This window comes from Jatrophihabitans sp., from assembly GCA_036389035.1.
Taxonomy (GTDB): Bacteria; Actinomycetota; Actinomycetes; order Mycobacteriales; family Jatrophihabitantaceae; genus Jatrophihabitans_A.
The window spans coordinates 52,029-74,233 of the sequence record DASVQQ010000009.1 but is presented as its reverse complement, the minus strand read 5'-3'; the positions used below and the strand labels follow the sequence as shown (position 1 = coordinate 74,233).

At 68.4% G+C, this 22,205-nt stretch carries 22 protein-coding genes; 16 read left to right on the top strand and 6 right to left on the bottom strand.

The genetic code is table 11. The features are described 5' to 3' along the window. Window positions 1–448: 448 nt before the first annotated feature. The 3 genes from VF557_06535 to VF557_06525 all read left to right on the top strand — a co-directional run bounded on the left by VF557_06535 (window position 449) and on the right by VF557_06525 (window position 4,810). Window positions 449–1,573 (top strand): GGDEF domain-containing protein, encoded by a 1,125-nt coding sequence (locus VF557_06535; GenBank protein HEX8079849.1) that lies wholly within the window; start codon window positions 449–451, stop codon window positions 1,571–1,573. A gap of 118 nt (window positions 1,574–1,691) precedes the next feature. Beyond that, a complete protein-coding gene (locus tag VF557_06530) occupies window positions 1,692–2,966 on the top strand; it encodes an MFS transporter (protein ID HEX8079848.1) in 1,275 nt (424 codons plus the stop codon). A gap of 608 nt (window positions 2,967–3,574) precedes the next feature. After that, window positions 3,575–4,810 carry a GGDEF domain-containing protein gene (locus tag VF557_06525; GenBank protein HEX8079847.1) on the top strand — a complete coding sequence of 412 codons (1,236 nt, stop codon included), beginning with the start codon at window positions 3,575–3,577 and terminating at the stop codon, window positions 4,808–4,810. Window positions 4,811–4,869: 59 nt separating this feature from the next. On the opposite strand, the gene VF557_06520 is transcribed toward VF557_06525, so the two are convergent. Continuing rightward, a complete protein-coding gene (locus tag VF557_06520) occupies window positions 4,870–5,631 on the bottom strand; it encodes an SDR family NAD(P)-dependent oxidoreductase (protein ID HEX8079846.1) in 762 nt (253 codons plus the stop codon). Between the two features lie 122 nt (window positions 5,632–5,753). Here VF557_06520 and mshA point away from each other — a divergent pair, with 122 nt between their 5' ends. From mshA to VF557_06505, 3 genes are all read left to right on the top strand, one after another. After that, window positions 5,754–7,055, top strand: coding sequence for a D-inositol-3-phosphate glycosyltransferase (gene mshA / locus VF557_06515; GenBank protein HEX8079845.1), 1,302 nt, complete (start codon window positions 5,754–5,756; stop codon window positions 7,053–7,055). Beyond that, window positions 7,052–7,573, top strand: a complete 522-nt coding sequence (locus VF557_06510) for a YbjN domain-containing protein (GenBank protein ID HEX8079844.1) — start codon at window positions 7,052–7,054, stop codon at window positions 7,571–7,573. The genes mshA and VF557_06510 overlap by 4 nt, the downstream gene beginning before the upstream one ends. Before the next feature lie 109 nt (window positions 7,574–7,682). Next, window positions 7,683–8,441 carry a phosphoglyceromutase gene (locus tag VF557_06505; protein HEX8079843.1) on the top strand — a complete coding sequence of 253 codons (759 nt, stop codon included), beginning with the start codon at window positions 7,683–7,685 and terminating at the stop codon, window positions 8,439–8,441. A 77-nt stretch (window positions 8,442–8,518) separates the two neighbouring features. On the opposite strand, the gene VF557_06500 is transcribed toward VF557_06505, so the two are convergent. Beyond that, window positions 8,519–8,869 carry a helix-turn-helix transcriptional regulator gene (locus VF557_06500; protein ID HEX8079842.1) on the bottom strand — a complete coding sequence of 117 codons (351 nt, stop codon included), beginning with the start codon at window positions 8,867–8,869 and terminating at the stop codon, window positions 8,519–8,521. 753 nt (window positions 8,870–9,622) lie between these two features. Between VF557_06500 and VF557_06495 the strand changes: the two genes are divergently transcribed. Continuing rightward, the gene (locus VF557_06495; protein ID HEX8079841.1) at window positions 9,623–10,195 is read left to right on the top strand and encodes a hypothetical protein; all 573 of its coding nucleotides are present in this window, start codon (window positions 9,623–9,625) and stop codon (window positions 10,193–10,195) included. A gap of 28 nt (window positions 10,196–10,223) precedes the next feature. On the opposite strand, the gene VF557_06490 is transcribed toward VF557_06495, so the two are convergent. Together VF557_06490 and phoU are read right to left on the bottom strand one after the other, a co-directional pair. Continuing rightward, entirely contained in the window at window positions 10,224–10,823 is a 600-nt protein-coding gene (locus tag VF557_06490) for a hypothetical protein (protein HEX8079840.1), read from the bottom strand. 1,274 nt (window positions 10,824–12,097) lie between these two features. Beyond that, entirely contained in the window at window positions 12,098–12,787 is a 690-nt protein-coding gene (gene phoU / locus VF557_06485; GenBank protein HEX8079839.1) for a phosphate signaling complex protein PhoU, read from the bottom strand. 142 nt (window positions 12,788–12,929) lie between these two features. Here phoU and VF557_06480 point away from each other — a divergent pair, with 142 nt between their 5' ends. From VF557_06480 to VF557_06470, 3 genes are all read left to right on the top strand, one after another. After that, window positions 12,930–14,141 (top strand): ATP-binding protein, encoded by a 1,212-nt coding sequence (locus VF557_06480; protein ID HEX8079838.1) that lies wholly within the window; start codon window positions 12,930–12,932, stop codon window positions 14,139–14,141. Continuing rightward, window positions 14,138–14,818: a response regulator transcription factor gene (locus tag VF557_06475; GenBank protein HEX8079837.1), complete on the top strand. Its 681-nt coding sequence runs from the start codon at window positions 14,138–14,140 to the stop codon at window positions 14,816–14,818. Before VF557_06480 ends, VF557_06475 begins: the two co-directional genes overlap by 4 nt. Window positions 14,819–14,925: 107 nt before the next feature. Next, window positions 14,926–15,159 (top strand): hypothetical protein, encoded by a 234-nt coding sequence (locus VF557_06470; GenBank protein HEX8079836.1) that lies wholly within the window; start codon window positions 14,926–14,928, stop codon window positions 15,157–15,159. Window positions 15,160–15,170: 11 nt separating this feature from the next. Here VF557_06470 and VF557_06465 read toward each other — a convergent pair whose 3' ends face one another. Then, window positions 15,171–15,956: a hypothetical protein gene (locus VF557_06465; protein HEX8079835.1), complete on the bottom strand. Its 786-nt coding sequence runs from the start codon at window positions 15,954–15,956 to the stop codon at window positions 15,171–15,173. Between the two features lie 163 nt (window positions 15,957–16,119). Here VF557_06465 and VF557_06460 point away from each other — a divergent pair, with 163 nt between their 5' ends. The 6 genes from VF557_06460 (at window position 16,120) to VF557_06435 (ending at window position 21,229) form a co-directional block, all read left to right on the top strand. Then, complete coding sequence (locus VF557_06460) at window positions 16,120–17,046, top strand: Ppx/GppA phosphatase family protein (GenBank protein HEX8079834.1); 927 nt, start codon at window positions 16,120–16,122, stop codon at window positions 17,044–17,046. 51 nt (window positions 17,047–17,097) lie between these two features. Further along, window positions 17,098–17,922: a pyrroline-5-carboxylate reductase gene (gene proC, locus VF557_06455; GenBank protein HEX8079833.1), complete on the top strand. Its 825-nt coding sequence runs from the start codon at window positions 17,098–17,100 to the stop codon at window positions 17,920–17,922. 205 nt (window positions 17,923–18,127) lie between these two features. Further along, window positions 18,128–18,331 (top strand): helix-turn-helix domain-containing protein, encoded by a 204-nt coding sequence (locus tag VF557_06450; protein HEX8079832.1) that lies wholly within the window; start codon window positions 18,128–18,130, stop codon window positions 18,329–18,331. Between the two features lie 637 nt (window positions 18,332–18,968). Beyond that, window positions 18,969–19,067, top strand: coding sequence for an AURKAIP1/COX24 domain-containing protein (locus VF557_06445; protein ID HEX8079831.1), 99 nt, complete (start codon window positions 18,969–18,971; stop codon window positions 19,065–19,067). A gap of 136 nt (window positions 19,068–19,203) precedes the next feature. Further along, window positions 19,204–20,307 (top strand): NAD-dependent epimerase/dehydratase family protein, encoded by a 1,104-nt coding sequence (locus tag VF557_06440; protein HEX8079830.1) that lies wholly within the window; start codon window positions 19,204–19,206, stop codon window positions 20,305–20,307. Further along, the gene (locus VF557_06435; GenBank protein HEX8079829.1) at window positions 20,300–21,229 is read left to right on the top strand and encodes a lysophospholipid acyltransferase family protein; all 930 of its coding nucleotides are present in this window, start codon (window positions 20,300–20,302) and stop codon (window positions 21,227–21,229) included. The genes VF557_06440 and VF557_06435 overlap by 8 nt, the downstream gene beginning before the upstream one ends. 74 nt (window positions 21,230–21,303) lie before the next feature. Here the strand turns inward: VF557_06435 and VF557_06430 are convergent, their stop codons facing one another. Next, window positions 21,304–22,152 (bottom strand): HAD-IB family hydrolase, encoded by an 849-nt coding sequence (locus VF557_06430; GenBank protein ID HEX8079828.1) that lies wholly within the window; start codon window positions 22,150–22,152, stop codon window positions 21,304–21,306. Between the last annotated feature and the right edge of the window lie 53 nt (window positions 22,153–22,205).

Here is a 22,205-nt window from a genome sequence, read left to right as displayed (position 1 = left end):
TGCCGAGCAACGTGTCCTCCTCGCAGTCGTTGAACAGCTTGCGGGTTAGGGCCAGCGCCAGTTTTTGAGCATGCCGAGCCTCCTCACGCACTTGATCGGTCGGGAAAGGCTGCGGTTTAGGGCCAGCGCCAGTTGTAGAGCATCTGTCTGACCTCCTTTGGGCGCATCTTCGCAACGGCTAAGTAGCGGTATGGGTGGTATCAGGTGGTTACCTGGTTATGGGTGGGTGTCAGGTGACAAACCAGACCGCGATCCACTAGCTTCTGAGGCAAGACAACCGGGTGGGGAAATGTCTAGAACAGCACGCGGCGCACCGATTTCGCCGCTGGCAAGGGTCCGCTCGTGGGACCTCTGGGCTACCCCGCGGGCGATGCTGGCGTTCGTGCTGACTGTCGACGCAGTGATGTTCTTAGTGGCTTTCTGTCTGATAATCAACACTGAACCCGTTGTGTCCGATCTGGCCCGCATCGCGATCCTGCTCGGGTTGTGGGTGGTGTTCGAAGAAACTTCCAACCGAATTGCCCGGTTGCGCATCAGGTTGGCAGACTACGGCCACGTCGATATGACCTCAGTGTGGACATTTGCCGCAGCTCTGGTCCTGCCTCCGTCATTGACCGTGCTGCTGTGCGCGGTCGTGCTCGGTTATGCCTGGTTGCGTCACGAGCGGGATAGTGGCATGCGGGCCTACCGCCAGGTGTTCGGCGCGGCGGTGGTGATCGCATCGTGCCTGAGCGCCCGACTCGTCCTAAACCTTTTTCCGGCCGGGGTCAGCGCCACCGACCAGGCGTTCTGGGCGGTCGGGGCCGTCGTGGTGGCGATGCTGGTCTACGCGAGCGTGAACTTCGTCGTCCTGTTCGTGGCGATCTACCTGGCGGTCCGACCCGTCAAGTTGAGTGCGCTGCTGGAGAACCGGCAGGACGTGACCCTGGAGTTCGCCACCCTCTGCCTCGGCGGGCTGACCGCGCTGGCGCTGGCCAATCAGCCGCTGCTGAGCGTGCTGGTGGTGCCGCCGCTGTTCGTACTGCAGCGCAGTGTGCTCACCAAGCAGCTCGAGATCGCGGCCACCACCGACTCCAAGACCGGGCTGCTCAACGCCGCGACCTGGCAGCACATGGCTCAACGCGAGCTTGCCCGGGCCCGCCGTGAGCACGAGGCCGCCGCGTTGCTGATCATCGACATGGACAACTTCAAGCTGGTGAACGACACCCATGGTCACATGGCCGGCGACTCCGCGCTCCGGGCGGTCGCCGACTGCCTGGTGCACGAGTTGCGACAGTACGACGCGATCGGCCGGTTCGGTGGTGAGGAATTCGTGGCGATGCTGTCCGGGGTGGATCAGCTGACAGCGGTCGGAATCTCCGAGCGCATCCGGCAGCAGGTCCAGCTGCTCGAGGTGGCCAGCCCGGTCGAGGGCCAGCCGGCCCTGATCGGGTTGTCGGCCTCGATCGGCATCAGCTGTTACCCCGAGCACGGCGCCGAACTCCAGGACCTGCTGCACGCCGCCGACTCGGCGCTGTACGCGGCCAAGCGAGGCGGGCGCAACCGGGTCGTGGTGTGCGCCCAGTCTGAGTAGCGGTAGCGCTTTCCGGTATCCGCTCGGGCCTGTCTGGAATCCTGATACGCCGTGTTGGCTGAATCACCTGCAATCCTGTGTTCGAATGTGCACTAGGTGTATGCGCTGACCTGCTCCTATGGTTACCGTGTCACCGAAGGCGAGGATGATCCCGAACGTGCACAAAGTAATATCTGCTCGTCGGGTCTCGTTCCTCGACGTGCTTCGGGTTCCAGAGTTCCGGGTGCTCTGGTTGGCCGACGCGCAGTCGATGGCCGGCGATCAGCTCGCCCGGGTCGCGCTGTCGATCATGGTGTTCGAACGGACCTCCTCCGCGCTGCTGACCGCTCTGACCTATTCCCTCACCTTCCTGCCGGCCTTGATCGGCGGCGCGTTTCTGTCAGGACTGGCCGACCGGCTGCCCCGCCGCCGGGTGATGATCGCCGCTGACCTGATTCGCGCGGTCCTGCTCGGCGTGATGGCCATCCCTGGCGTGCCGCTGTGGACGGTCTGCACGCTGCTGGTCTTCGCGGTGCTCGCGGGCTCGCCCTTCAGCGCTGCCGAGTCGGCTCTGATCCCCGAGATCCTGTCCGGAGAGGCCTTCGTGGTCGGAACCGGGCTGCGAACCATCACCAACCAGCTGGCGCAGCTGGGCGGGTTCGCCTTCGGCGGTGTGACGGTGGCGGCGATCGGCGCCCAGGCCAGCCTGGGGATCAACGCGCTGACCTTCGGGCTGTCGGCGCTGTTCATCAGCCTCGGCGTCCACCGCCGGCCGGCGCCGACCGCGGGAGCCGCCGAGCACAGTTACCTCGCCTCCATCGCGCTGGGGGCCAAACTGGTCGCGAAGGACCCGAAGCTGCGCACGCTGCTCGGCTTCTCGTGGTTGCTGGGGCTCCTCGTGGTGCCCGAAGGGGTCGCGCCGCCCTACGCGCACTCGCTCGGAGCCGGCGCCGTGGGCATCGGCCTGTTGATGGCTTCCGGTCCGGCCGGCACCGCGCTCGGCACCTATCTGTTCCTGCGCTTCGTTCCCGACGCGCTCAGGCCGAAATGGATGTGCGTGCTCGCCATGCTCAGCGGGTTGCCGCTGGTGGCCTGCTGGCTGCGTCCCGGTATCGCGGTGTCGATCGTGCTCTGGGGGCTCAGCGGCGCGGCCACTGCCTATCAGGTGCAGGTCGTCACCGAGTACGTCCGTGCCGTTCCGGACAGCCGCCGAGCACAGGCAATCGGATTCGCGGCGTCGGGCCTGCTTGCTGCCCAGGGAATCGGGATCCTGCTGGGCGGACTGGTGGCGAGCCGGTTCGGGGCCGCCACAGCGGTTGGTCTGGCCGGCGGGGTGGCGGCGGCACTGGCGGTGTGGTTCACCGTGCTCTGGAGCAGGAATGGCTCAGCAGAGCTGATCGAAGGACACCGGTAGCCGACGGCTTCTCCGCGATCGGCGGATCACCAACGGTGGTCGGTCATGAAGGGTTCTTTCCGTTCGTGCTGGACGGGGTGCAGGTGTGCTGTCGGTTTTACCAGCCGTGGTTGCTCACGGTGGCCCTTTCGTTCGTGGGTTCGGACGGGGGCTAGGTGTGCTGCGGGCTACCAGCCGTGGTTGTTCACGTGGGCCTGCTTTCATTTCTCGATTCGGCAACGGGGGAGTGTCGCCGAACTTTTTTGGGCTGGATGGTATTTCTGGACCTGCGCCAGGCTCTACCAACCGTGGTTGTTCATGCTCGCCCTCCTTGCGTGGCCTATGCCCTGATGTATATTTTATGTTAACATAGCGCCGTCAAACCTGTGCAGAGTCAAACCAGACGGACAGGAGTTAAGTTGCCAGCCTGGGCATTCTGCGCTATACACTGCGCGGTCGTCACAGATCTTACGTAGCTCGGTCGCTCTCTGTCACCCCACTCGGCTAATCTCGGGGGCCCGGTGACACACCGCGACTGAGCCGTTACTGTGAAGGAACGCAACACTGCAAGGGGTCGGGAGTACAGCGGGATGACAGTGGCACCACCGCCTGGGACGAACAGGCGTAGGTTGGCGCCCCGTTCCTGGGAACTGTGGTCACTGCCCAAAGATCTTGCCCAATATCTGATCCTGGCCGAACTCGGAGCCGTCCTCTGGACGGTCTTCGCCTTGATGACTGACACCATAAGTCGTTCAGACCTGATCCGCTTCGGCGTGCTGGCCGTCCTGTTCGCCGCCTTCCAGCAGATCTCACCGCGTATCGAGCGGATGCGGATCCGGATGGCTGACAGCCACCAGATCGACATGACCTCGGTCTGGACGTTCGCCGGGGTCATCGCGTTGCCGTCGGGGTTGTCGGCGCTGCTGGCGCTGTTGATCTCGGTGGCCATGACGGTGCTGCGGCTGCGGGCCGGCATCCACCCCTACCGCCAGATGTTCACCGCTGCCACCGTCATGCTGGCCTGCCTCACCGGCTCAGCCATCGTCAAGCTGTCCTCCTCGCACCTTGGCCACCTGTCCGGAGACGCCACCGGGGCCGCGATCGTGCTGCTGTCGCTGGTGGCCTACACCGCCGTCAACACGACGATGATCGCCGGCGCCATCTTCCTGGCGGCCCGGCCGCTTCCGGTCCGCGCGCTGTTCGGCACCGCCGAAGAGAACGGGCTCGAGATCGCGACCCTGTGCCTGGGCGCCATGACCGGCCTGACGCTGGTGTTCACGCCGTGGTTGAGCTTTCTGAGCATCGTCCCGCTGGTCGTGCTGCAGCGCGGCGCGTTGATCAAGCAACTCGAGGTGGCCGCCACCACCGACCCCAAGACCGGCCTGCTCAATGCCGTGGCCTGGCGGCAGGTCGCGCAGAAAGAGATCGCCCGCGCTGCTCGCGATCGGCACACCGTCGCCCTGATGATCATCGACATGGACCGGTTCAAGGCCGTGAACGACACCCACGGGCACCTCGTCGGCGACGCCGTCCTGGTCGCGGTCGCCGAGCGGCTGACCGCTGAACTGCGCCAGTACGACAGCATCGGCCGCTTCGGGGGCGAGGAGTTCGTCGCGATCCTGCCCGAGGTGGACATGCCCACCGCCCGGGCCGTCAGCCACCGGATCCTGGCTCGGATCCGCGAGCTGGAGGTGTTCAGCCCGGACGCGCCCGCGGTGCCGCTCGGTGGCTTCTCGGCCTCGATCGGGGTGGCGCTCTACCCCAACAACGGCGCGGACGTCGAGAGCTTGCTGCACGTCGCCGACAGCGCGCTGTACGCGGCCAAGAGCGCCGGCCGTGACCGGGTGGAGTGCGTCGTCCTCTGAGGGCGTCGTCCTCTGAGGGCGTCGTCCTCTTAGGGGTCAGCGCGTCGTTCTCTGAAAGGTCAGCGTCGCCGATCGAGCTTGTACGGACTGGCCTGGGCCAGCGGCTTCACCACCGCGAGGTCGATGTTCACGTGGGCCGGCCGGGTCGCCACGAAGGTGATGACGTCGGCCACGTCCTCGGCGGTCAGCGGCTCGGCGACCCCCTCGTAGACGGCGGCGGCGCGGGCTGCGTCACCGCGGAAGCGGACCAGCGAGAACTCCTCGGTGGCCACCAGCCCGGGCGCGACCTCCGACACCCGGACCGGGCGGCCGTTCAGCTCCAGGCGCAGGGTCTCCATCATCGCCCGGGCGGCGTGCTTGGCCGCCGAGTAACCGGCCCCGCCCTCGTAGACGGTGTAGCCGGCGATCGAGCCGGTGAGCACGATGTGGCCCCCGCCGCCGGCCTCCAGCGCCGGCAGCAGGGCCTGGGTCAGCCGCATCGCCCCGAGCACGTTGGTGTCGAACATCCTCAGCCAGTCCGCCGGGTCGGCCTCGGCGACCGGTTCGAGCCCGATCGCCCCGCCGGCGTTGTTGACCAGCAGCGCCAGGCCGTCGGGCTCGGCGCTCACCCGGTCGGCCAGTTCGGCGACCGAGTCGGGTGAGGTGACGTCCAGGCTGACCGCGGTGATGGCCGGGCTGGCCGCAGCCACCTCGGCCAGCCGGTCGGCCCGCCGGGCGCAGGCCCACACGGTGAAGCCGGCCGCGGCGAGTTGGCGGGCCGTCGCCGCCCCGATCCCACTGGACGCCCCGGTCACCACTGCCAGTCCTCGCGCGCTCGCCATGTCTGCATTCTCACTGATTCAGCTCAAGGCGGCATGATCGGAGGGGGTTAGGCGTTGTGGCCACAGAGCGGGGCCAGACACCGAACCAGGGGGGCGATGTGCGACAGGGCGTGCGACGCGAGATGTCAGCGCGGATAACCAGGCACGGCGCACTGCCGAAGCGGGTGGCCACCCTCAGCGTGCACACCTCGCCGCTGGAGCAGCCCGGCGGCGGCGACGCCGGCGGCATGAACGTCTACGTGCTCGAGACGGCCCGCAGGCTGGCCGACTCCGGCGTGGCGGTCGAGATCTTCACCCGGGCCACCTCCTCCGAGCTGCCCAAGGTGGTCGCGGTCGAGCCGGGGGTGATCGTCCGGCACGTGACGGCCGGCCCTTTCGAGGGGCTGTCCAAGCAGGACCTGCCGGGCCAGCTGTGTGCCTTCAGCGCGGCGGTGCTGCGCGCGGAGGCCCAGCACGAGCCCGGCTGGTACGACGTGGTGCACTCGCACTACTGGCTGTCCGGGCAGGTCGGATGGCTGGCCCGGGAACGGTGGGGCGTCCCGCTGGTGCACACCGCCCACACCCTGGGCCGCACCAAGAACGAGTACCTGGCCGCCGGTGACGCCCCCGAGCCGCTGGCCCGGATCGTCGGGGAGCAACAGGTGATCGCCGAGGCGGACCGGCTGATCGCCAACACCGACGACGAGGCCCGGCAACTGGTCGACTGGTATGACGCCGACCCGTCCAAGATCGTGACGGTGCCGCCCGGCGTGGACCTGGACGTCTTCCGGCCCGCTCCGGCCGCCGCCGCCCGCGACCGGCTCGGCATCCCGGCGCACGCGCTGGTGCTGCTGTTCGTCGGCCGCCTGCAGCCGCTGAAGGCGCCGGACGTCCTGCTTCGGGCGGCCGCTCAGCTGGTCGCCGAGGATCAAGACCTGGCGCGGCGGTTGCAGGTGGTCATCGTGGGAGCGCCGAGCGGCTCCGGGGTGGATGACCCGCTGGCGTTGCCGCGGCTGGCGGCCGAGCTGGGAATCGCTGACCGGGTCCGGTTCGAGCCGCCCGCGTCCCGGTCGCTGCTGGCCGACTTCTACACCGCGGCGGACCTGACCGTGGTCCCCAGCTACAACGAGTCCTTCGGCCTGGTGGCGCTGGAATCCCAGGCCTGCGGCGTGCCAGTGGTCGCCGCCGCGGTGGGTGGTCTGCGGACCGCCGTGCTGGACGGCCGGACCGGCACCCTGGTGGACAGCCACCGCACCGAGGACTGGGCCGGCGCGCTCGGCTCGTTGCTGCGCGAGCCGGCCCGGCGGGCCGCCTTCGGCGCGGCGGCGCGACTGCACGCCGAGCAGTTCTCGTGGCGGCACACCGCGGACGGCCTGCTGGGCGCCTACCGGGACGCGGTGGCCGAGTTCGGCTCGCTGGCGCTGACCGGCTCGGGCTCGCGGTGACGGCTGACCGGCCCGCCGGCCCGGACGAGCAGGCCGCGGCCGTCGCCGTGATCAGGCAGGCGCTGGTCGAGGCGGAGGTGGAGCACCAGGAGCCCCAGCCCGGGGCGTTCGTCGCCAACCTTCCCGGCCAAAAGCGCCTGAAGACCGCCTGCTGGCTGGTCGTCGGCGGGCAGGGGCTGGCGGTCGAGGCGTTCGTGGTGCGCAAGCCCGAGGAGAACCACGAGCAGGTGCATGGCTGGCTGCTGACGCACAACGCCCGGATGTTCGGGGTGTACTGGTCGATCGACGACAGCGGCGACATCTACCTGACCGGCCGGTGGCCGCTGGCCGCGGTGACCCCGCAGTCGATCGACCGGTTGCTCGGGGTGGTGCTCGACTACGCCGACTCGGCGTTCAACACGTTGCTCGAACTCGGCTTCGGCTCCTCGATCAAGCGGGAGTGGGCCTGGCGGGAGAGCCGGGGCGAGCCGATGGCCAATCTCGCCGCCTTCGAGAGCTTCGTCAAGCGCGCTCGCTGAGCTGGATCGGCTGGGGCTCGTTGGGCTGGGTCGTCGGACTGGCTTGATGGGCTGGGTCGTCGGCTGGCTCCGCTGAGCCGGTGCGCGGTGACCTGGCAGGATTGGGTTCATGACTGCCGCCACTGCCGCCACCAAGACGCTAGTGCTGCTTCGCCACGGCGAGAGCGACTGGAACCGCAAGAACCTGTTCACCGGCTGGGTCGACGTCGACCTGACCGCGACCGGTGTGGAGGAGGGCCGGCGGGCGGGGGAGCTGCTGCGCGAGCATGGCCTGGCGCCCGAGGTGGTGCACACGTCCCTGCTGCGCCGGGCGATCCGCACCGCCGAGCTGTCGCTGGACGCCGCTGACCGGCACTGGATTCCGGTGCGGCGCAGCTGGCGGCTCAATGAGCGCCACTACGGCGCGCTGCAGGGCAAGGACAAGGCGGCCGTCCGGGCCGAGTTCGGCGACGAGCAGTTCATGCTGTGGCGCCGGTCCTATGACGTGCCGCCTCCGCCGCTGGCCGAGGACGACCAGTACAGCCAGGTCGGTGACGAGCGCTACGCCGACCTGCTGACCACCGTGCCGCGCACCGAGTGCCTGGCCGACGTGGTGGAGCGGATGCTGCCGTACTACTACGACGCCATCGTGCCCGACCTGCGCCACGGCACCGTGCTGCTGGCCGCGCACGGCAACTCACTGCGCGCGATGATCAAGCACCTGGACGGCCTGAGCGACGAGGCGGTGGTGTCGCTGAACGTCCCCACCGGGATCCCGCTGCGCTACGAGCTCGACGCCGTCACGATGCTGCCGGTGCGGCCGGCCGAGTACCTGGACCCGGCCGCCGCCGAGGCCGCCATCCAAGGAGTGGCCAACCAAGGGAAGTAGACACTCTGTCTATAGGGCTCAGGCGGTTGGATGACGAGAGTTCGACCTCGTTTAGTCCCAGTCCCAATGACGTGTCATCACTGAACTCCTCTCATCGCCGCGAGCTTCTCCGGATCGAAGGCCAGTCGCTGGTTCAGTTCCGGTTGGTGGCGAAGCTCGGCTCTCGCAGGGGGGTGGGCTGCCGGCTGTGCGCTGAATCGGTGCCACTGGGGGTCGGTGGGAGGCGAGCCGTCGAACAACGTCCCGACCTCACAGCCGAGTGCCTTCTCGATGGCGCCCGCGGTCGCGGGCGAGCAGCGGGTGCGGCGGCCGGTGACCAGGTGGTTGACGGTGGCGTGCCCGAGTCCGGCGACCCGCGCGAGTTGCCGCTCGGACATGCCGCTCGCCTCCAGACAGATGATCAGCGCGTCGCGGCTTCGAAGCTGCATGGGTGCGTCACCTCCATGAGATGTGATGGGACTTTGGGGGAGGTGCTGGGCGGGCGGCGGTGGAGTGAGCCTGGTGGCCACTCCACCGCCCTTCCCCTGCTCCCCAACAGGACCCGCCGCGGTACCCAGCCGCGGCGGGAGACGGGTCGAGCCTTGCGCTCGGTGCTCTGAGAACGGGCAGGCCGCGGGCCGGGGCGGCTTTTCGGCAGGCCCGAGCTGGGCTCGTGGGACGGGTCGGCGGCCCCTGGCGGTAGCGACCGATAGTCAGCCTGTCTATCAGTGGTTGACTTAGAGGGCACAAAAATAACGCGGGTGGGCACGTCGAGCGCCGCCGCGATGCGATCGGCCAGCGCGTCGGTGCAGGTGTTGCGGCGTCCGGACAGCAGGTGCGAGATGAAGCTCTTCGAGCACTGGGCAGCCGAAGCCAGTCCGCTGAGGGACAGGCCTTGCTGGCGCATCAGAGCCCTCAGTGTCTCGGCACTTCTCAACCTCATCCAGCGACTCCCTCAAGGGCTCCCGTGACCTCGTGCATGATTCAAATCGTCGCCTGACAGCTAGAGGTATGTCAAGTATTGATTGACAAACGGCGAGTCTTGGTAGACACTCATGATCACAATTACCGGCATGTAGTTCCGAGAACGGGGGCATCGAATGGGTCGGCTACCTCTACCTTTGGTAGACGCCAAGCCACCGCTCGGCCCGCACCGCCGCCCGGCAGCCGCCGCGCCTTACCGAGAGGGGTCGATCAGCGTCGTGGTTGACCCCGGCTCCGGAAATGTGCCGACCATCGCCGAGCTCGTTCGGCAGAAGCTCGCCACCGGCTTGACCCTCCGGCAACTCGAAGAGCGCTCCGGCGGCTCGGTGCCCTATCAGACGTTCGGCAAGATCAGTAAGGGCGAGGTCCGGGGCTGGCCGAAGTCCCGCGAGGTCATCGAAGGCACGGCCAGCGCCCTGGGCGTCGACCCCCGCGAGGTGGTGCTGAGCTACGCCACCCAGTTCGACATCGACGTGTCGGAGGACCGCTCGCTGCTGGCGTCCATGCTGCCGGCGTCTACCGGGACGCTCACCATCGAGCAGGCGCAGGCGGTGGCCGGACTGATCCGGGCGTTCACCGCGCCGACCTCCGAGGCGTCGGCGCCGGAACTGGCGCCGATGGACATCTCCGCTTTCACCACCGCGGAGCGCCGGCAGGTCACCGACCTGCTGCTCGAGCTGGGCGACCGCACCCGGGCGGCGAGGACCGAGGGGCTCACCGCTCTCGCGTCGGTGCTGGCGTTCCTGGAGAGCACGCTGGCCTCGGTCATCGAAGGAGCGGAAGAAAGCTAGGAGCGGAAGACCGCTAACCCTCCTGCTGCTACCAGTTCCGGTTGACCCCGGCCTCGGTGCGCCGGCCCATCAGGTCAGACATCGCCTCGATCAGCAGCGCCTCCAGCTCGGAGTCGGCTGTGGTAGCGCAACCGAGGGCCGCATGTACACCCGCGGCGGCCAGATCCGCTCGGAAGCCGGCGCTCATGAAGGGGCCGGCCTCGGGCCGGCCCACCGGGATCAGCACCACGATCTGCCGGGTGCCGTAGCGGCCCAGCAGGTCCGATGGGCCCAGTCCGGACTCGATGGCCCGCATGATGAGGTGCTCCTGGTCGGGCTCGTCCGGGTCGATCATGAGCAGGGCGACGTGGCCTCGTGCGTCGTGCAGCTTCTGCTGGGCTTGCACCATCCACGCCTTCTCGGACCACAGGCGGGTTTCCGGGTCGAAGGCTTCCTCGACCTTGACTGTCTCTCGCAGCGACCAATGGTGGACGAGCAGCAGTGCCGGCACCACTAGAACGCCCAGCGCGACGTGCCAACTGAGGAGCCCGGCCAGTGCTATACCCAGACATTGCGTTGCGGCCTCCGCCGCGTGCGCCTTGGGATTCGCGAACATCCGCAGCACATGCTTCTGCCGAGCCAGCATCACTGCCGCAGCGATCAAGCCGATGTTGACAGCGGAGTGGGTCAGCATAGCGAGCGGAACCCCTGCGACTCCATCTACTGCGTGCAGAACTGCCGAGGCAACGATGCAGGAGCTGGCAGCGGCAACGCCGCCATAGAGATATTTAAGCGGAGTGGCACGTCTAACGATTCTGCGAGACGGCCACTCGGCTAAGTAAGTGGCTGTAACTACTACGGCGATGTACAGCGGTGGCAGGGTCAGTGCAGCAGCGAACGTCCAAGTACTTACAAGGTTGGGCATTTTTTCTTCAGAGAGGGCGCGCCGAAGGCGTTCTAACCGCCGAACCGAGATGGAATAGGTGACACTCATCGTTGCCAAGAGCAATAAGCAGACGCCGTCGGGTCCGATCATTCCAGGAACCGCCGGCACTTAGGCACGTGCAGTGTTCCGTGAGGGGAATTCACGAAGGCGCTGGTACGGACCTCAATGGTCGAAGGGGGTGTAGTCAATGTTGCGTCAATGGGAATGGCCGTAAACACACGCGTTTGATCACCAGGGCCAAGGCGCGGCCGGACAGGCCGCGTCTTGCCACTGATCAGACCGCCTCTCATCCGCGATTCCCCCCGCATCGACCGTTACAGACCGTACCCGGAAGGTTCGGATCTGTCACCACTACTTGACATAGGAAGGCACCAGTACCCAACACATACCTACCTGTCTCACAGTGCGCAGGGCACTCGCTTCGATGCTGTCGTTGAGCTTTCGCCTTGTACTGCAGGGATCTAGTTTGATGTCTCGACCAGCGCCTGCGTACGGAGGCAGCTATGACCGGTCGTTAGGGTCGAACGCATCGGTCGAGGCCGAGCACCGTGTAGCGCGCGTGCTGGTCGGAGTATGCCAGGCAACTAATGCCTTCGCGCTATGTACCTCGGTTGATTGAACAACGGGCACTACATGCGCGTGCCATCGGTAAGGCCGCTGTTCATAGGACTGCGGCAGAGCTATCGCAGTACCTGGACCTGCGTAGCTGTCTATCACTGGAGGAGTGAGTTTAAGCGAGTTGCTATACAGCTCTCCATAAGATGATGACCTTCAAATAGGCATTTCATCTATATAAGCGCCTAGGAGCTGCTACGTATTTTTTGAACATTTGGGTCGGATTCTAACGATATATCTAGATAAAGTGTCTACTTCTTGCCTAGACAGATCTGAGCGTGGAAGCATTACTCCACTAAGTGGCAGCGGCTATAGGCAGCGGCGAGGTGAAAGCAAGTGCGGTGCGGTTCCCGCTCCTGTCGTTATGCCGTCGGCGGGACGGCGGGCGGCTGCTTGGGCGCAGCCGAGCCGGCCGGCATGGCGCCGGTCGCGATGAAGACGACCCGGCGGGCCACCCCGACCGCGTGGTCGGCGTAGCGCTCGTAGTAGCGCCCCAGCAGGGTCATGTCGATGGCCACCTCGGTGCCGTGTGACCAGGTGTCGGCCAGCAGCTGGGTGAACAGCTTGCGGTGCAGGGCGTCCATCGAGTCGTCCTCGGCCTCGATCGCCTGGGCCAGCTCGACGTCGCGGCCCTTGATCACCTCGGCGACCTTGTCCACCAGCGACAGCGCCACCGTTCCCATCTGCGAGATCACATCGCGCAGCTCCACCGGGACGGCGAGGTCCGGGTGCCGCATCCGGGCGACCTTGGCCACGTGCAGCGCCAGGTCACCCATCCGCTCCAGATCGGCGACCAGGTGCAGCGTGGTCACCAGCACCCGCAGGTCGGTCGCCACCGGTTGCTGCAGCGACAGCAGCAGGAACGTCCGGGCCTCCAGGTCGGCTCGCAGGGCGTCGATGGCGGTGTCATCGCTGACCACCCGCTCGGCGCCGTTCAGGTCACCGGTCAGCAATGCCTCGGTCGCCCGCTGCATCGCGGTGCCCGCCAGGTGCGTCATGGCCACCAGGCTGTTGCCAATCTGGTCCAGCTCGTCGTGATAGAGATCGCGCATGCGCCCAGCCTAAGGGCTCAGATGTCCGTGGCAGGCGGTCGCTGTGAATGGGCGGCAGCCGGTCGATGAACAACAGGTGACGCCCGGCTCCACAGCCACGTGAGGACATCCCGGACCGCCGCTCGGCCGTAAGATCGAGGTTGTGGGCCTCGAAGTAGCCGTCGTCTCGTTCCTCATCGGAGCGGCGATGTCGGCCTTCGCCGCGGCGCTGTTCGTGCGCCGCAGCACCGCCGGGCTGGTCCCCGGCCCGACCGCGCCGCCGGCCCCGGCCGGAAACCTGGCCTCGCGGGCGCTCAGCGTGCTCGACGTCGGGGTGGTGGTGCTGGATCGGGACGAGACCGCGATCCTGGCCAACCCGGTGGCGCGCCGGATGCGGGTCGTCGACGGCGATCGGCTGACCCTGCCGGTGCTGTCGGAGCTGGTGCGCTCGGTGACCGACACCGGGGTGGCCGACAGCGTCACCCTGGACCTGTCCACCCCCGGCCGGGGCCCGGAGCACGTCAGCTTCCTGGTGCGGGCCATGCCGTTGCCCGACGGCGGGCGGGTCGGCTCGGTCGTCCTGCGGTTCTCCGACATCACCGACGCCCGGCGGCTGGAACTGGTGCGCCGGGACTTCGTCGCCAACGTCTCGCACGAGCTCAAGACCCCGGTCAGCGCCCTGACGCTGCTCGCCGAGGCCGTCCAGGAGGCGGCTGATGACCCCGAGGCGGTGCAGCGCTTCGCCGGGCGGATGCAGCGCGAAGGCTCCCGGCTGGGTCGGCTGGTCCAGGAGCTGATCGAGCTGTCCCGCCTGCAGGGGGCCGAAGCGCTGCCCGGGCAGGGGTTGATCAGCGTGGACCAGATCGTCGGCGAGGCGGTGGACCGCAGCCGGCTGCTTGCCGAGCAGACCGGCATCACGGTGGTCGAGCGCAGCGAACCCGGCCTGCAGGTGCGCGGCAACGAGACCCAGCTGAGCACGGCGCTGGGCAACCTGGTGGACAACGCCATCGCCTACAGCCCGCAGAACACCCGGGTCAGCGTCACCAGCCGCCTGGTCACCGACGCCGACGGCGTCGACTGGGTCGACATCGCCGTCGCCGACCAGGGGATCGGGATCGCCGAGCCCGACCTGGACCGGGTCTTCGAGCGGTTCTACCGGGTGGACCAGGCCCGATCGAGGGCCACCGGCGGCACCGGCCTGGGCCTGGCGATCGTGAAGCACATCGCCACCAACCACGGCGGCGCGGTGTCGGTGTGGAGCGTGCTGGGATCGGGCTCCACCTTCACCATGCGGCTGCCGCTGGCCGGCCGCGCCCCGCTGGCCGATCCAGCTCCGCTGGTCGCCGTCGCACTGTCAGGAGAGGAGGCCCGGTGACCCGGGTACTGGTCGTCGAGGACGAGGAGTCGATCTCGGACCCGCTGTCCTACATGCTGCGCCGCGAGGGCTTCGAGGTGTCGGTGGCCGAGGACGGCCCCGACGCGCTGCGCCAGTTCGAGCGCAACGGCGCGGACCTGGTGCTGCTGGACCTGATGCTGCCGGGGCTGTCCGGAACCGAGGTCTGCCGCTCGCTGCGCCAGAAGTCCAACGTCGCCATCATCATCCTGACCGCGCGGGACTCCGAGGTGGACAAGGTCGTCGGCCTGGAACTGGGCGCCGATGACTACGTGACCAAGCCGTTCTCGCATCGGGAGCTGCTCGCCCGGATCAGGGCGGTGCTGCGCCGGGGCGCGGAGGCCGAGGAGCTGGTGAGCGCGACGATCGAAGCCGGCCCGGTGCGGCTGGACGTCGAACGGCACACCGTGGCCGTCAACGGCGCGACCGTGGCGCTGCCGCTCAAGGAGTTCGACCTGCTCGAGCTGCTGCTCAGGAACGCCGGCCGGGTGCTGACCCGCGGCCAGCTCATCGACCGCATCTGGGGCTCGGACTACGTCGGTGACACCAAGACCCTCGACGTCCACGTCAAGCGGCTGCGGTCCAAGATCGAGCCGGACCCGGCGAACCCGAAGTTCCTGCTGACGGTGCGGGGGCTGGGCTACAAGTTCGAGGGCTGAGGCGGTCATCGGCAGCCGTTCGCGCCGTGGCCGCGGGCGCCGGACCAGAAATTGTCAGAGGTCGGTGCGAAGGTTCGCCCCAGTCAACCTGTGGAGGTGAGCCGCCGATGTCCGACATCGACCGCACCGAGAACGGCCCCGATGCCGCCTGCTGCGTCAACGCCGGCTGCGGGGCCTGGTTCGACCCGGCCCGCGAGGGTTTCAACGGCGAGTGCGATCACTGCGCCGCGCTGGCTGCCGACCATTTCACCGGCGCGCATCGCGGGCTGGACGTCGAGTGCTCGTTCTGCTGGGCCGAGGAGCCGGCCGAGGCCGACTGCCTGCTGGCTGTGGCGGCCTGAACCGGTGCCAGCTAACCGGCCACGGCCTTGTTGGGCCCGGCGGATGGCTTGCCCGCCGCGGCGGTTGCCGGGTGCACCGCCACCAAGCCCTGCGCCAGCCGCAGCGCGCAGAGCCTGGCCAGCTCGGTGTACGCGGCCTGCCCGATCAGGGCGGTGATCTCAGGCCCGTAGCTGACGTACAGCGGCTCGGTCCCCACGTGGGCCTCGGGAGAGGAGGTGCACCACCAGTGCAGGTCATGTCCTCCCTCGCCCCAACCCCGCCGGTCGAACTCGGTCACCGTCGAGACCAGGACCTGGGTGTCATCGGCCCGGGTCACCCATTCCTGCTCACGGCGCACCGGCAGCTGCCAGCAGACCTCCGGCTTGGTGTCCAACGGATGCAGGCCGGTGCGCAAGGCCAGCGCGTGCAGGGCGCAGCCCTCGCCGCCGGCGAAGCCCGGCCGGTTGAGAAAGACGCAGGCCCCGTCCACCGTCCTGGTCCGGGTCCGGTTCTCCTCATCGCCGACCGAGTCCTTCTCGGTGATGCCCTTCTTGCGCCCGACCTTCTGGTACTGCCAGGTCTCGGCGTCCAGCTGCTTGGCGTAGCCCCGCACCCGTTTGAGGTCGGCGTCGTCGGAGAAGAACGCCCCGTGGCTGCAGCAGCCGTCCGCCGCCCGGCCCTCGAGAACGCCGTGACAGCCCCGGCCGAAGATGCAGGTCCAGCGCGAGCACAGCCAGGTCAGGTCGGCCCTGATGCGGTGGTCGGGGTTGCTGGGGTCGCTGAATTCCAGCCATTCCCGGGAAAAGTCCAGGCTCACCTCGCTGTCGCGAGGAGCAGGCGGTATGACCGGTTGTATGACAGGAAGGTTCCGGGCACTGGCAGGCACAACGGCGAGACTAACCCGGCGCACTCGCAGGCTGCCAGAACGGGCACCGGTGTCCGGCGGTTACCCGCGCAGGTCATCGGCTAGCGTGGCCGGCATGCGACTAGGGGTGCTGGACGTCGGCTCCAACACTGTCCACCTGCTGGTGGTCGATGCCCACCTCGGCGCTCAGCCGACACCGCAGCTGTCACGCAAGAGCGTGCTGCGACTGGCCGAGCACCTCGACAAGCGCGGTGACCTGAAGGTCGAGGGGGCCGACGCGCTGGTCGGCGCGGCGCTGGGCGCGCGGCGCCAGGCCAAAGAGCTGCATTGCGACGAGCTGCTCGCCTTCGCCACCTCAGCCGTCCGGGACGCCCGCAACTCCACCGAGGTGCTGGCCCGGGTCAAAGAAGAGTCCGGCGTTGAGCTGCTGGTGCTCACCGGCGAGGACGAGGCGGTGCTGACCTTTCTGGCCGTGCGGCGGTGGTTCGGCTGGAGCGCCGGCCGGCTGCTCTGCCTCGACATCGGCGGCGGCTCGCTGGAGCTGGCGGTCGGCTGCGACGAGGTTCCCGAGATCGCGCTGTCGGTCCCGCTGGGCGCCGGCCGGCTGACCCGGGACTGGCTCGACGGTGACCCGCCGTCCAAGCAGTCGGTCGAGGAGCTGCGCGAGTACGTCGCCGACCAGCTCGCCGGCCCGGCCAAGCAGTTGCTGGCCCCGGGCCTGCCGGACCGGGTGGTGGCCAGCAGCAAGACCTTCCGGACGCTGGCCCGGTTGGCCGGCGCCGCGCCTTCCAGCGCCGGTCCCCGGGTTCGCCGCAGCCTGCAGATCAACGGCCTGCGGCAGATCATCGGTTTCATCTCCCGGATCCCGGCCGCCGACCTGGCCGAACTCGACGGGGTGTCGCCGGGCCGGGCGCACCAGACGATGGCCGGCGCGGTGGTGGCCGAGCAGGCGATGCTGGCGCTGGGCATCCCGGAGTTCGAACTGTCCCCCTGGGCGTTGCGTGAGGGCGTGATCCTGCGCCGGCTGGACCAGATCCACTGACCCTGCCGGCAGCCGGCCGACCCGGCTCGCCGCAGCTGGGAGGATGACGCCATGACGAGCAACCCCGGCAGGCTGGCGATCATCGGCGGCGGCAAGATCGGCGAGGCGCTGCTGTCCGGCCTGTTGCGGGGCAGCGCCGCCCCCGGTGACATCCTGATGGTCGAGCACTACCCCGAACGGATCCGCTACCTCAGCGAGCGATACCGCGTCCGGGTGGTGGAGATCGCCGAGGCCGTCCAGGCCTGCACGACGATCCTGATCGCGGTGAAGCCGCAGGACATCGACCCGTTGCTGCGCCAGCTGGCTGACCTGGTCACCGACGAGCACCTCATCGTGTCGGTGGCGGCCGGCATCACCACCGCGCGGATCGAGCGTGGCCTGCCGGCCGGGCCCGCCGTGGTGCGCTGCATGCCCAACACCCCGGCGCTGGTCGACGAGGCGATGACGGCGATCTCGGCGGGTTCCCGCGCCACCCAGGAACACCTGCAGCGAGCCGATGAGCTGCTGTCGGCGGTCGGACGGGTGGTCCGGGTGCCCGAGTCGCAGCTGGACGCGGTGACCGCCCTGTCCGGCAGCGGCCCGGCGTACTTCTTCTTCCTGGTCGAGGCGATGATCGACGCCGGCATCCTGCTGGGCCTGCCCCGGGCGTTGGCGGCCGAGCTGATCGTGCAGACACTGGTCGGCTCGGCGGTGATGCTGCGCGACTCGGGCGAGCACCCGGTGCAGTTGCGCGAGGCGGTCACCAGCCCGGCGGGCACCACCATCTCAGCGATCCGCGAGCTGGAGAATCACGGCGTCCGGGCGGCGTTCCTGGCCGCGATCGAAGCCGCCCGCAACCGCTCGGCGGAGCTGGGCCGGGCCGCCGACGCGGAGTGAGCCGCCCGGACCTTCGGGCGTGCCAGCACGGCACCGCCGCGGGACAGGGTTCGCCACGCTGTCTTGAGGAAAAAGTATCCACTTTGTGAAGAACATGTATCGCACGGGCACCATCGGTACCGCTACTCTCAGCCCAGCACGTGCGTGTCAGGTTGCCCGGCGGGAAGCCGGGCTCACTGTCACGTGCCGAGAGTCCGGTGAACAGATGAATACGACCCCCGACGGGTTACGTGAGGTGCGCTTCTTGACAGTGGCCGAGGTGGCCGCGGTGATGCGCGTCTCGAAGATGACGGTGTACCGCATGGTGCACTCCGGTGAGCTGCCCGCTGTCCGGGTGGGCCGCTCCTTCAGGGTGCCCGAGAAGGCCGTCCAGGACTATCTGAAGAGCGCCTTCTTCGAGGCCGGCTGAGCGCTGTCAGAACCGTCGTGCTGACATGCCGCCAGGTCGACCTGGCGGCATGACGGTCGTGCCTGGGCCAGAACCACTCCGAGTGGGACGGTTCACCAGTTCCAATTCGACATGCGTCGGGCTTCTTTGACGGTCGGGTGTTGATGTTACGAAGCAGGTCCGATTAGGGCCAACCCCATTGGGAGGGGCGTGGCCAGTTCCAGCCGGACGGCTTCGGCCAGTTGTTATTCGACATGTGACAGCTCCTTGGTGGTCCGTAGTCCGGTTCGAACGGGTCGATGAGCCCAATGACGCTGACGCCGGATTTGAGGGGCGCTACCACTCCCAGCCGGACGGCTTGGGCTAGTGCCAGGTGGACGGCTTCGGCGAGTTCCATTGCGACATGTGACAGCTCCTTCAATAGTCGGTTGCCAGAAGTATGCGACAACTCTGGCGGATCCGACAGGACAGGTCCTGAGCCAAGGGCAGCCCCTGCCCCCAAGGGCAGCGCCCAGCGGGTGTCATCGCGCCCGCGTCAGCACGGTAAGCTGCCCCCAGTGACGCGTGTATGACCTGTAGGTGACTTCGAGGTCATTCGAGTTCAGCCCAGTCGCTCAGGTCCTGATAACGCGAGTTGATCATGTTGGTGAGGTAGGTAATGGGTTCTGTCATCAAGAAGCGGCGCAAGCGGATGGCCAAGAAGAAGCACCGCAAGCTGCTGAAGAAGACGCGCGTTCAGCGCCGCAACAAGAAGTAGCCCCGCCCCGCTGAGCTGGCTTCGACGTCGAGACGCGAAGCCAGCTTTTCGCGTCTGCGACCGCTGACAGCCACCCAGCCGGCTGACTAGCATGGGTCGCTCCAGGCAGAGCTAGGCATCCCCTCGTAGGAGTCCTATGTCGCGGGTCGTCATGGTCACCGGCGTCAGCCGGCATCTGGCCTGCCGACTGGCCGGGCGGCTGTCCGCCGACCCCGCCATCGACCGGATCCTCGGAGTCGACACCGTCCCGCCGGCCCGGGCCGACCTGGACCTGCTGGGCCGCACCGAGTTCGTCCGGGCCGACATCCGCAACCCGCTGATCTCCAGGGTGATCAGCCAGGCCGAGGTGGACACCGTCGTGCACGCCTCGGTGACGGCGACCCCGCACAGCGCCGGCGGCCGCGCGCCGATGAAAGAGCTGAACGTCATCGGCACGATGCAGTTGCTGGCCGCCTGCCAGCACTCCGACACCGTCCAGCGGCTGGTGGTCAAGTCCACCACCGCGGTCTACGGCACCTCACCGCGTGACCCGGCCATCTTCACCGAGGACATGGAGGCACGGGCGCTGCCCCGCAGCGGCTACGCAAAGGACGCCGTGGAGGTCGAGGGCTACCTGCGCGGGTTCACCCGCCGCCGGCCGGACGTCAACGTCACGCTGCTGCGCTTCGCCAACTTCGTGGGGCCGTTCATCGACACCCCGCTGACCCGCTACTTCCAGCTGCCGGTCGTGCCCACCGCCTTCGGCTTCGACCCCCGCCTGCAACTGCTACACGAGAACGACGCGATCGAGGTGCTGCGGCTGGCCAGCACCTCCGACCGTCCGGGCACCTTCAACGTCGCCGCGGACGGCGTGCTGCTGCTCAGCCAGGCGATCCGGCGGGCCGGCAAGATCGCCGTCCCGGTGCCGGCCCCGGCCGTCTCGTTCGTCGGCCGGGCGGTGCGGCGCAGCGGCATCGTCGATTTCTCACCCGAGCAGATGCAGTTCCTGAACTTCGGCCGGGTGGTCTCCAACGACCGGCTCAAGGACGTCTTCGGGTACTCGCCGCAGTTCTCGACCACGCAGGCCTTCGAGTCGTTCCTGACCGGCCGCCCGATCACCCCGGTGCTCTCCGAGTCAGTCCTCGACGCCGGCGAGGCGGTGCTCGCCCGGCTGCTGAGGACCACCGCGCCGCCGCACCCGTCGCGCACGACGGCGTCGGTGTCGTCGATCCGGTCCTCGAGGAGGCTTCGCCATGGCTGAGGCGCAGGTGATCAGGCTGCACTCGCAGGACCGTGGGTCCCACAGCACTGAGCCGGAGCAGCCGCCGGCCGGCCAGGGCGCGGCGTGGGAGCGCCGGGCTGCGTCCGCGCTGGGTTTCCTGCGCCGCCGGATCACCGGGGACTACCCGGTCGATGAGTTCGGCTTCGACCCCGAGCTGACCGAGGCGACCCTGCTGCCGGTGGCCCGCCAGCTGTACCGCAGGTGGTTCCGCACCGAGGTGACCGGCGTGCACCACCTGCCGGCCGAGTCCGGAGCGCTGATCGTGGCCAACCACGCCGGCGCTCTGTGGGCCCTGGACGGGGTGATGACGGCCACCGCGGTGCACGAGGAGACGCCGAACCACCGCTTTCTGCGGCTGCTCGGCGCGGACCTGGTGTTCACCACCCCGGTGCTCGCGCCGCTGGCCCGTAAGACCGGCAACACGCTGGCCTGCAACGCCGACGCCGAGCGGCTGCTGGGCGCCGGTGAGCTGGTCGGGGTCTGGCCGGAGGGGTTCAAGGGCATCGGCAAGCCGTTCTCCGAACGGTACAAGCTGCAGCGCTTCGGCCGCGGCGGGTTCGTCTCGGCGGCGTTGCGGACCGGCGCGCCGATCATCCCGACCGCGATCGTCGGCCCGGAGGAGATCCACCCGATGCTCGGCAACGCCAAGACGCTGGCTCGGGTGCTCGGCCTGCCGCACTTTCCGCTGACGCCGACCTTTCCGTGGCTGGGGCCGCTCGGGCTGATCCCGCTGCCCAGCAAGTGGCACATCGAGTTCGGCGAGCCGATCGAGACCAGCGAGTACGGCCCGGAGGCCGCGGATGACCCGATGCTGGTCTTCGAGATCACCGACCGGGTTCGCGAGCAGATCCAGGGCAGCCTGTACCGGCTGCTGATGCAGCGCCGGTCGGTCTGGCACTGAGCGGGCCCGAGCGGCTGGGATCTGGCGCTGAGGTCGCCACAGCGCTGAGCTGGCACTGAGCAGGCCCCGAGCGGTCAGGTCCGGCCGCGGTTGCGCTCCTGCCGCCGGCCGATCGCCAAGCCGCCGGCCACCGCGCCGCCGGCCGCCGCGGTGACCAGGGCGGTCGGCACCCCGATCCGGGCGGCCTTGCGTCCGGTCCGGAAGTCCCGGATCTCCCAGCCCCGCCGGCGGGCCTCGTCGCGCAGCGCGGAGTCCGGGTTGACCGCGACCGGCCGGCCGACCAGTGACAGCATCGGGATGTCGTTGATGGAGTCGGAGTACGCCGCGCACTGAGCCAGGTCCAGCCCCTCGCGCAGCGCCAGGTCACGCACCGCCGCCGCCTTGGCCTCGCCGTGCAGCAGCTCACCGATCAGCCGTCCGGTGAACAGGCCGTCCTGCTCCTCGGCCCGGGTGCCCAGCGCTCCGGTGAGCCCCAACCGGCGCGCGATGATCCGGGCCAGCTCCTCCGGCGTCGCGGTGACCAGCCAGACCCGCTCACCGGCATCGAGGTGCAGCTGTGCCAGCGCCCTGGTTCCGGAGTAGATCCTGGCGGCGATGGTCTCGTCGTAGATCTCCTCCGACATCGCCACGATCTCAGCGACCGACTTGCCGGCGATGAAGGCCAGCGCGGACTCCTGGGCCGAGGCGATGTTGTTGTGCGCCTCGCCGCCGGTCCGGAACCGCACCTGCTGCCAGAGGAACCGGCGCAGGTCGCTGGTGGAGAAGTACTTGCGGGCCGCCAGCCCCTTGGCGAAGTGGAAGATCGACGCGCCGACGACCACTGTGTTGTCCACGTCGAAGAACGCGGCGGCGTCGGGCTGGGCCGGGACGGTGAGGGCCTGTTCGAGTTCGGGCACCGCTGAGCCCGCGGAAAGGCCAGGCACTGCCGCCTCCCTAGACGCTGGAGTTCGATGAGCAGCACCGAGCGTAGTCAGTG

What these genes read in the sequence shown, in the direction of transcription:
- VF557_06530 (HEX8079848.1), top strand. Translation starts at nt 1,692, where the DNA reads ATGGTTACCGTGTCACCGAAGGCGAGGATGATCCCGAACGTGCACAAA.
- VF557_06520 (HEX8079846.1), bottom strand. Translation starts at nt 5,631, where the DNA reads ATGGCGAGCGCGCGAGGACTGGCAGTGGTGACCGGGGCGTCCAGTGGG.
- mshA (HEX8079845.1), top strand. Translation starts at nt 5,754, where the DNA reads ATGTCAGCGCGGATAACCAGGCACGGCGCACTGCCGAAGCGGGTGGCC.
- VF557_06505 (HEX8079843.1), top strand. Translation starts at nt 7,683, where the DNA reads ATGACTGCCGCCACTGCCGCCACCAAGACGCTAGTGCTGCTTCGCCAC.
- VF557_06500 (HEX8079842.1), bottom strand. Translation starts at nt 8,869, where the DNA reads ATGCAGCTTCGAAGCCGCGACGCGCTGATCATCTGTCTGGAGGCGAGC.
- phoU (HEX8079839.1), bottom strand. Translation starts at nt 12,787, where the DNA reads ATGCGCGATCTCTATCACGACGAGCTGGACCAGATTGGCAACAGCCTG.
- VF557_06470 (HEX8079836.1), top strand. Translation starts at nt 14,926, where the DNA reads ATGTCCGACATCGACCGCACCGAGAACGGCCCCGATGCCGCCTGCTGC.
- VF557_06460 (HEX8079834.1), top strand. Translation starts at nt 16,120, where the DNA reads ATGCGACTAGGGGTGCTGGACGTCGGCTCCAACACTGTCCACCTGCTG.
- proC (HEX8079833.1), top strand. Translation starts at nt 17,098, where the DNA reads ATGACGAGCAACCCCGGCAGGCTGGCGATCATCGGCGGCGGCAAGATC.
- VF557_06450 (HEX8079832.1), top strand. Translation starts at nt 18,128, where the DNA reads ATGAATACGACCCCCGACGGGTTACGTGAGGTGCGCTTCTTGACAGTG.
- VF557_06445 (HEX8079831.1), top strand. Translation starts at nt 18,969, where the DNA reads ATGGGTTCTGTCATCAAGAAGCGGCGCAAGCGGATGGCCAAGAAGAAG.
- VF557_06440 (HEX8079830.1), top strand. Translation starts at nt 19,204, where the DNA reads ATGTCGCGGGTCGTCATGGTCACCGGCGTCAGCCGGCATCTGGCCTGC.
- VF557_06435 (HEX8079829.1), top strand. Translation starts at nt 20,300, where the DNA reads ATGGCTGAGGCGCAGGTGATCAGGCTGCACTCGCAGGACCGTGGGTCC.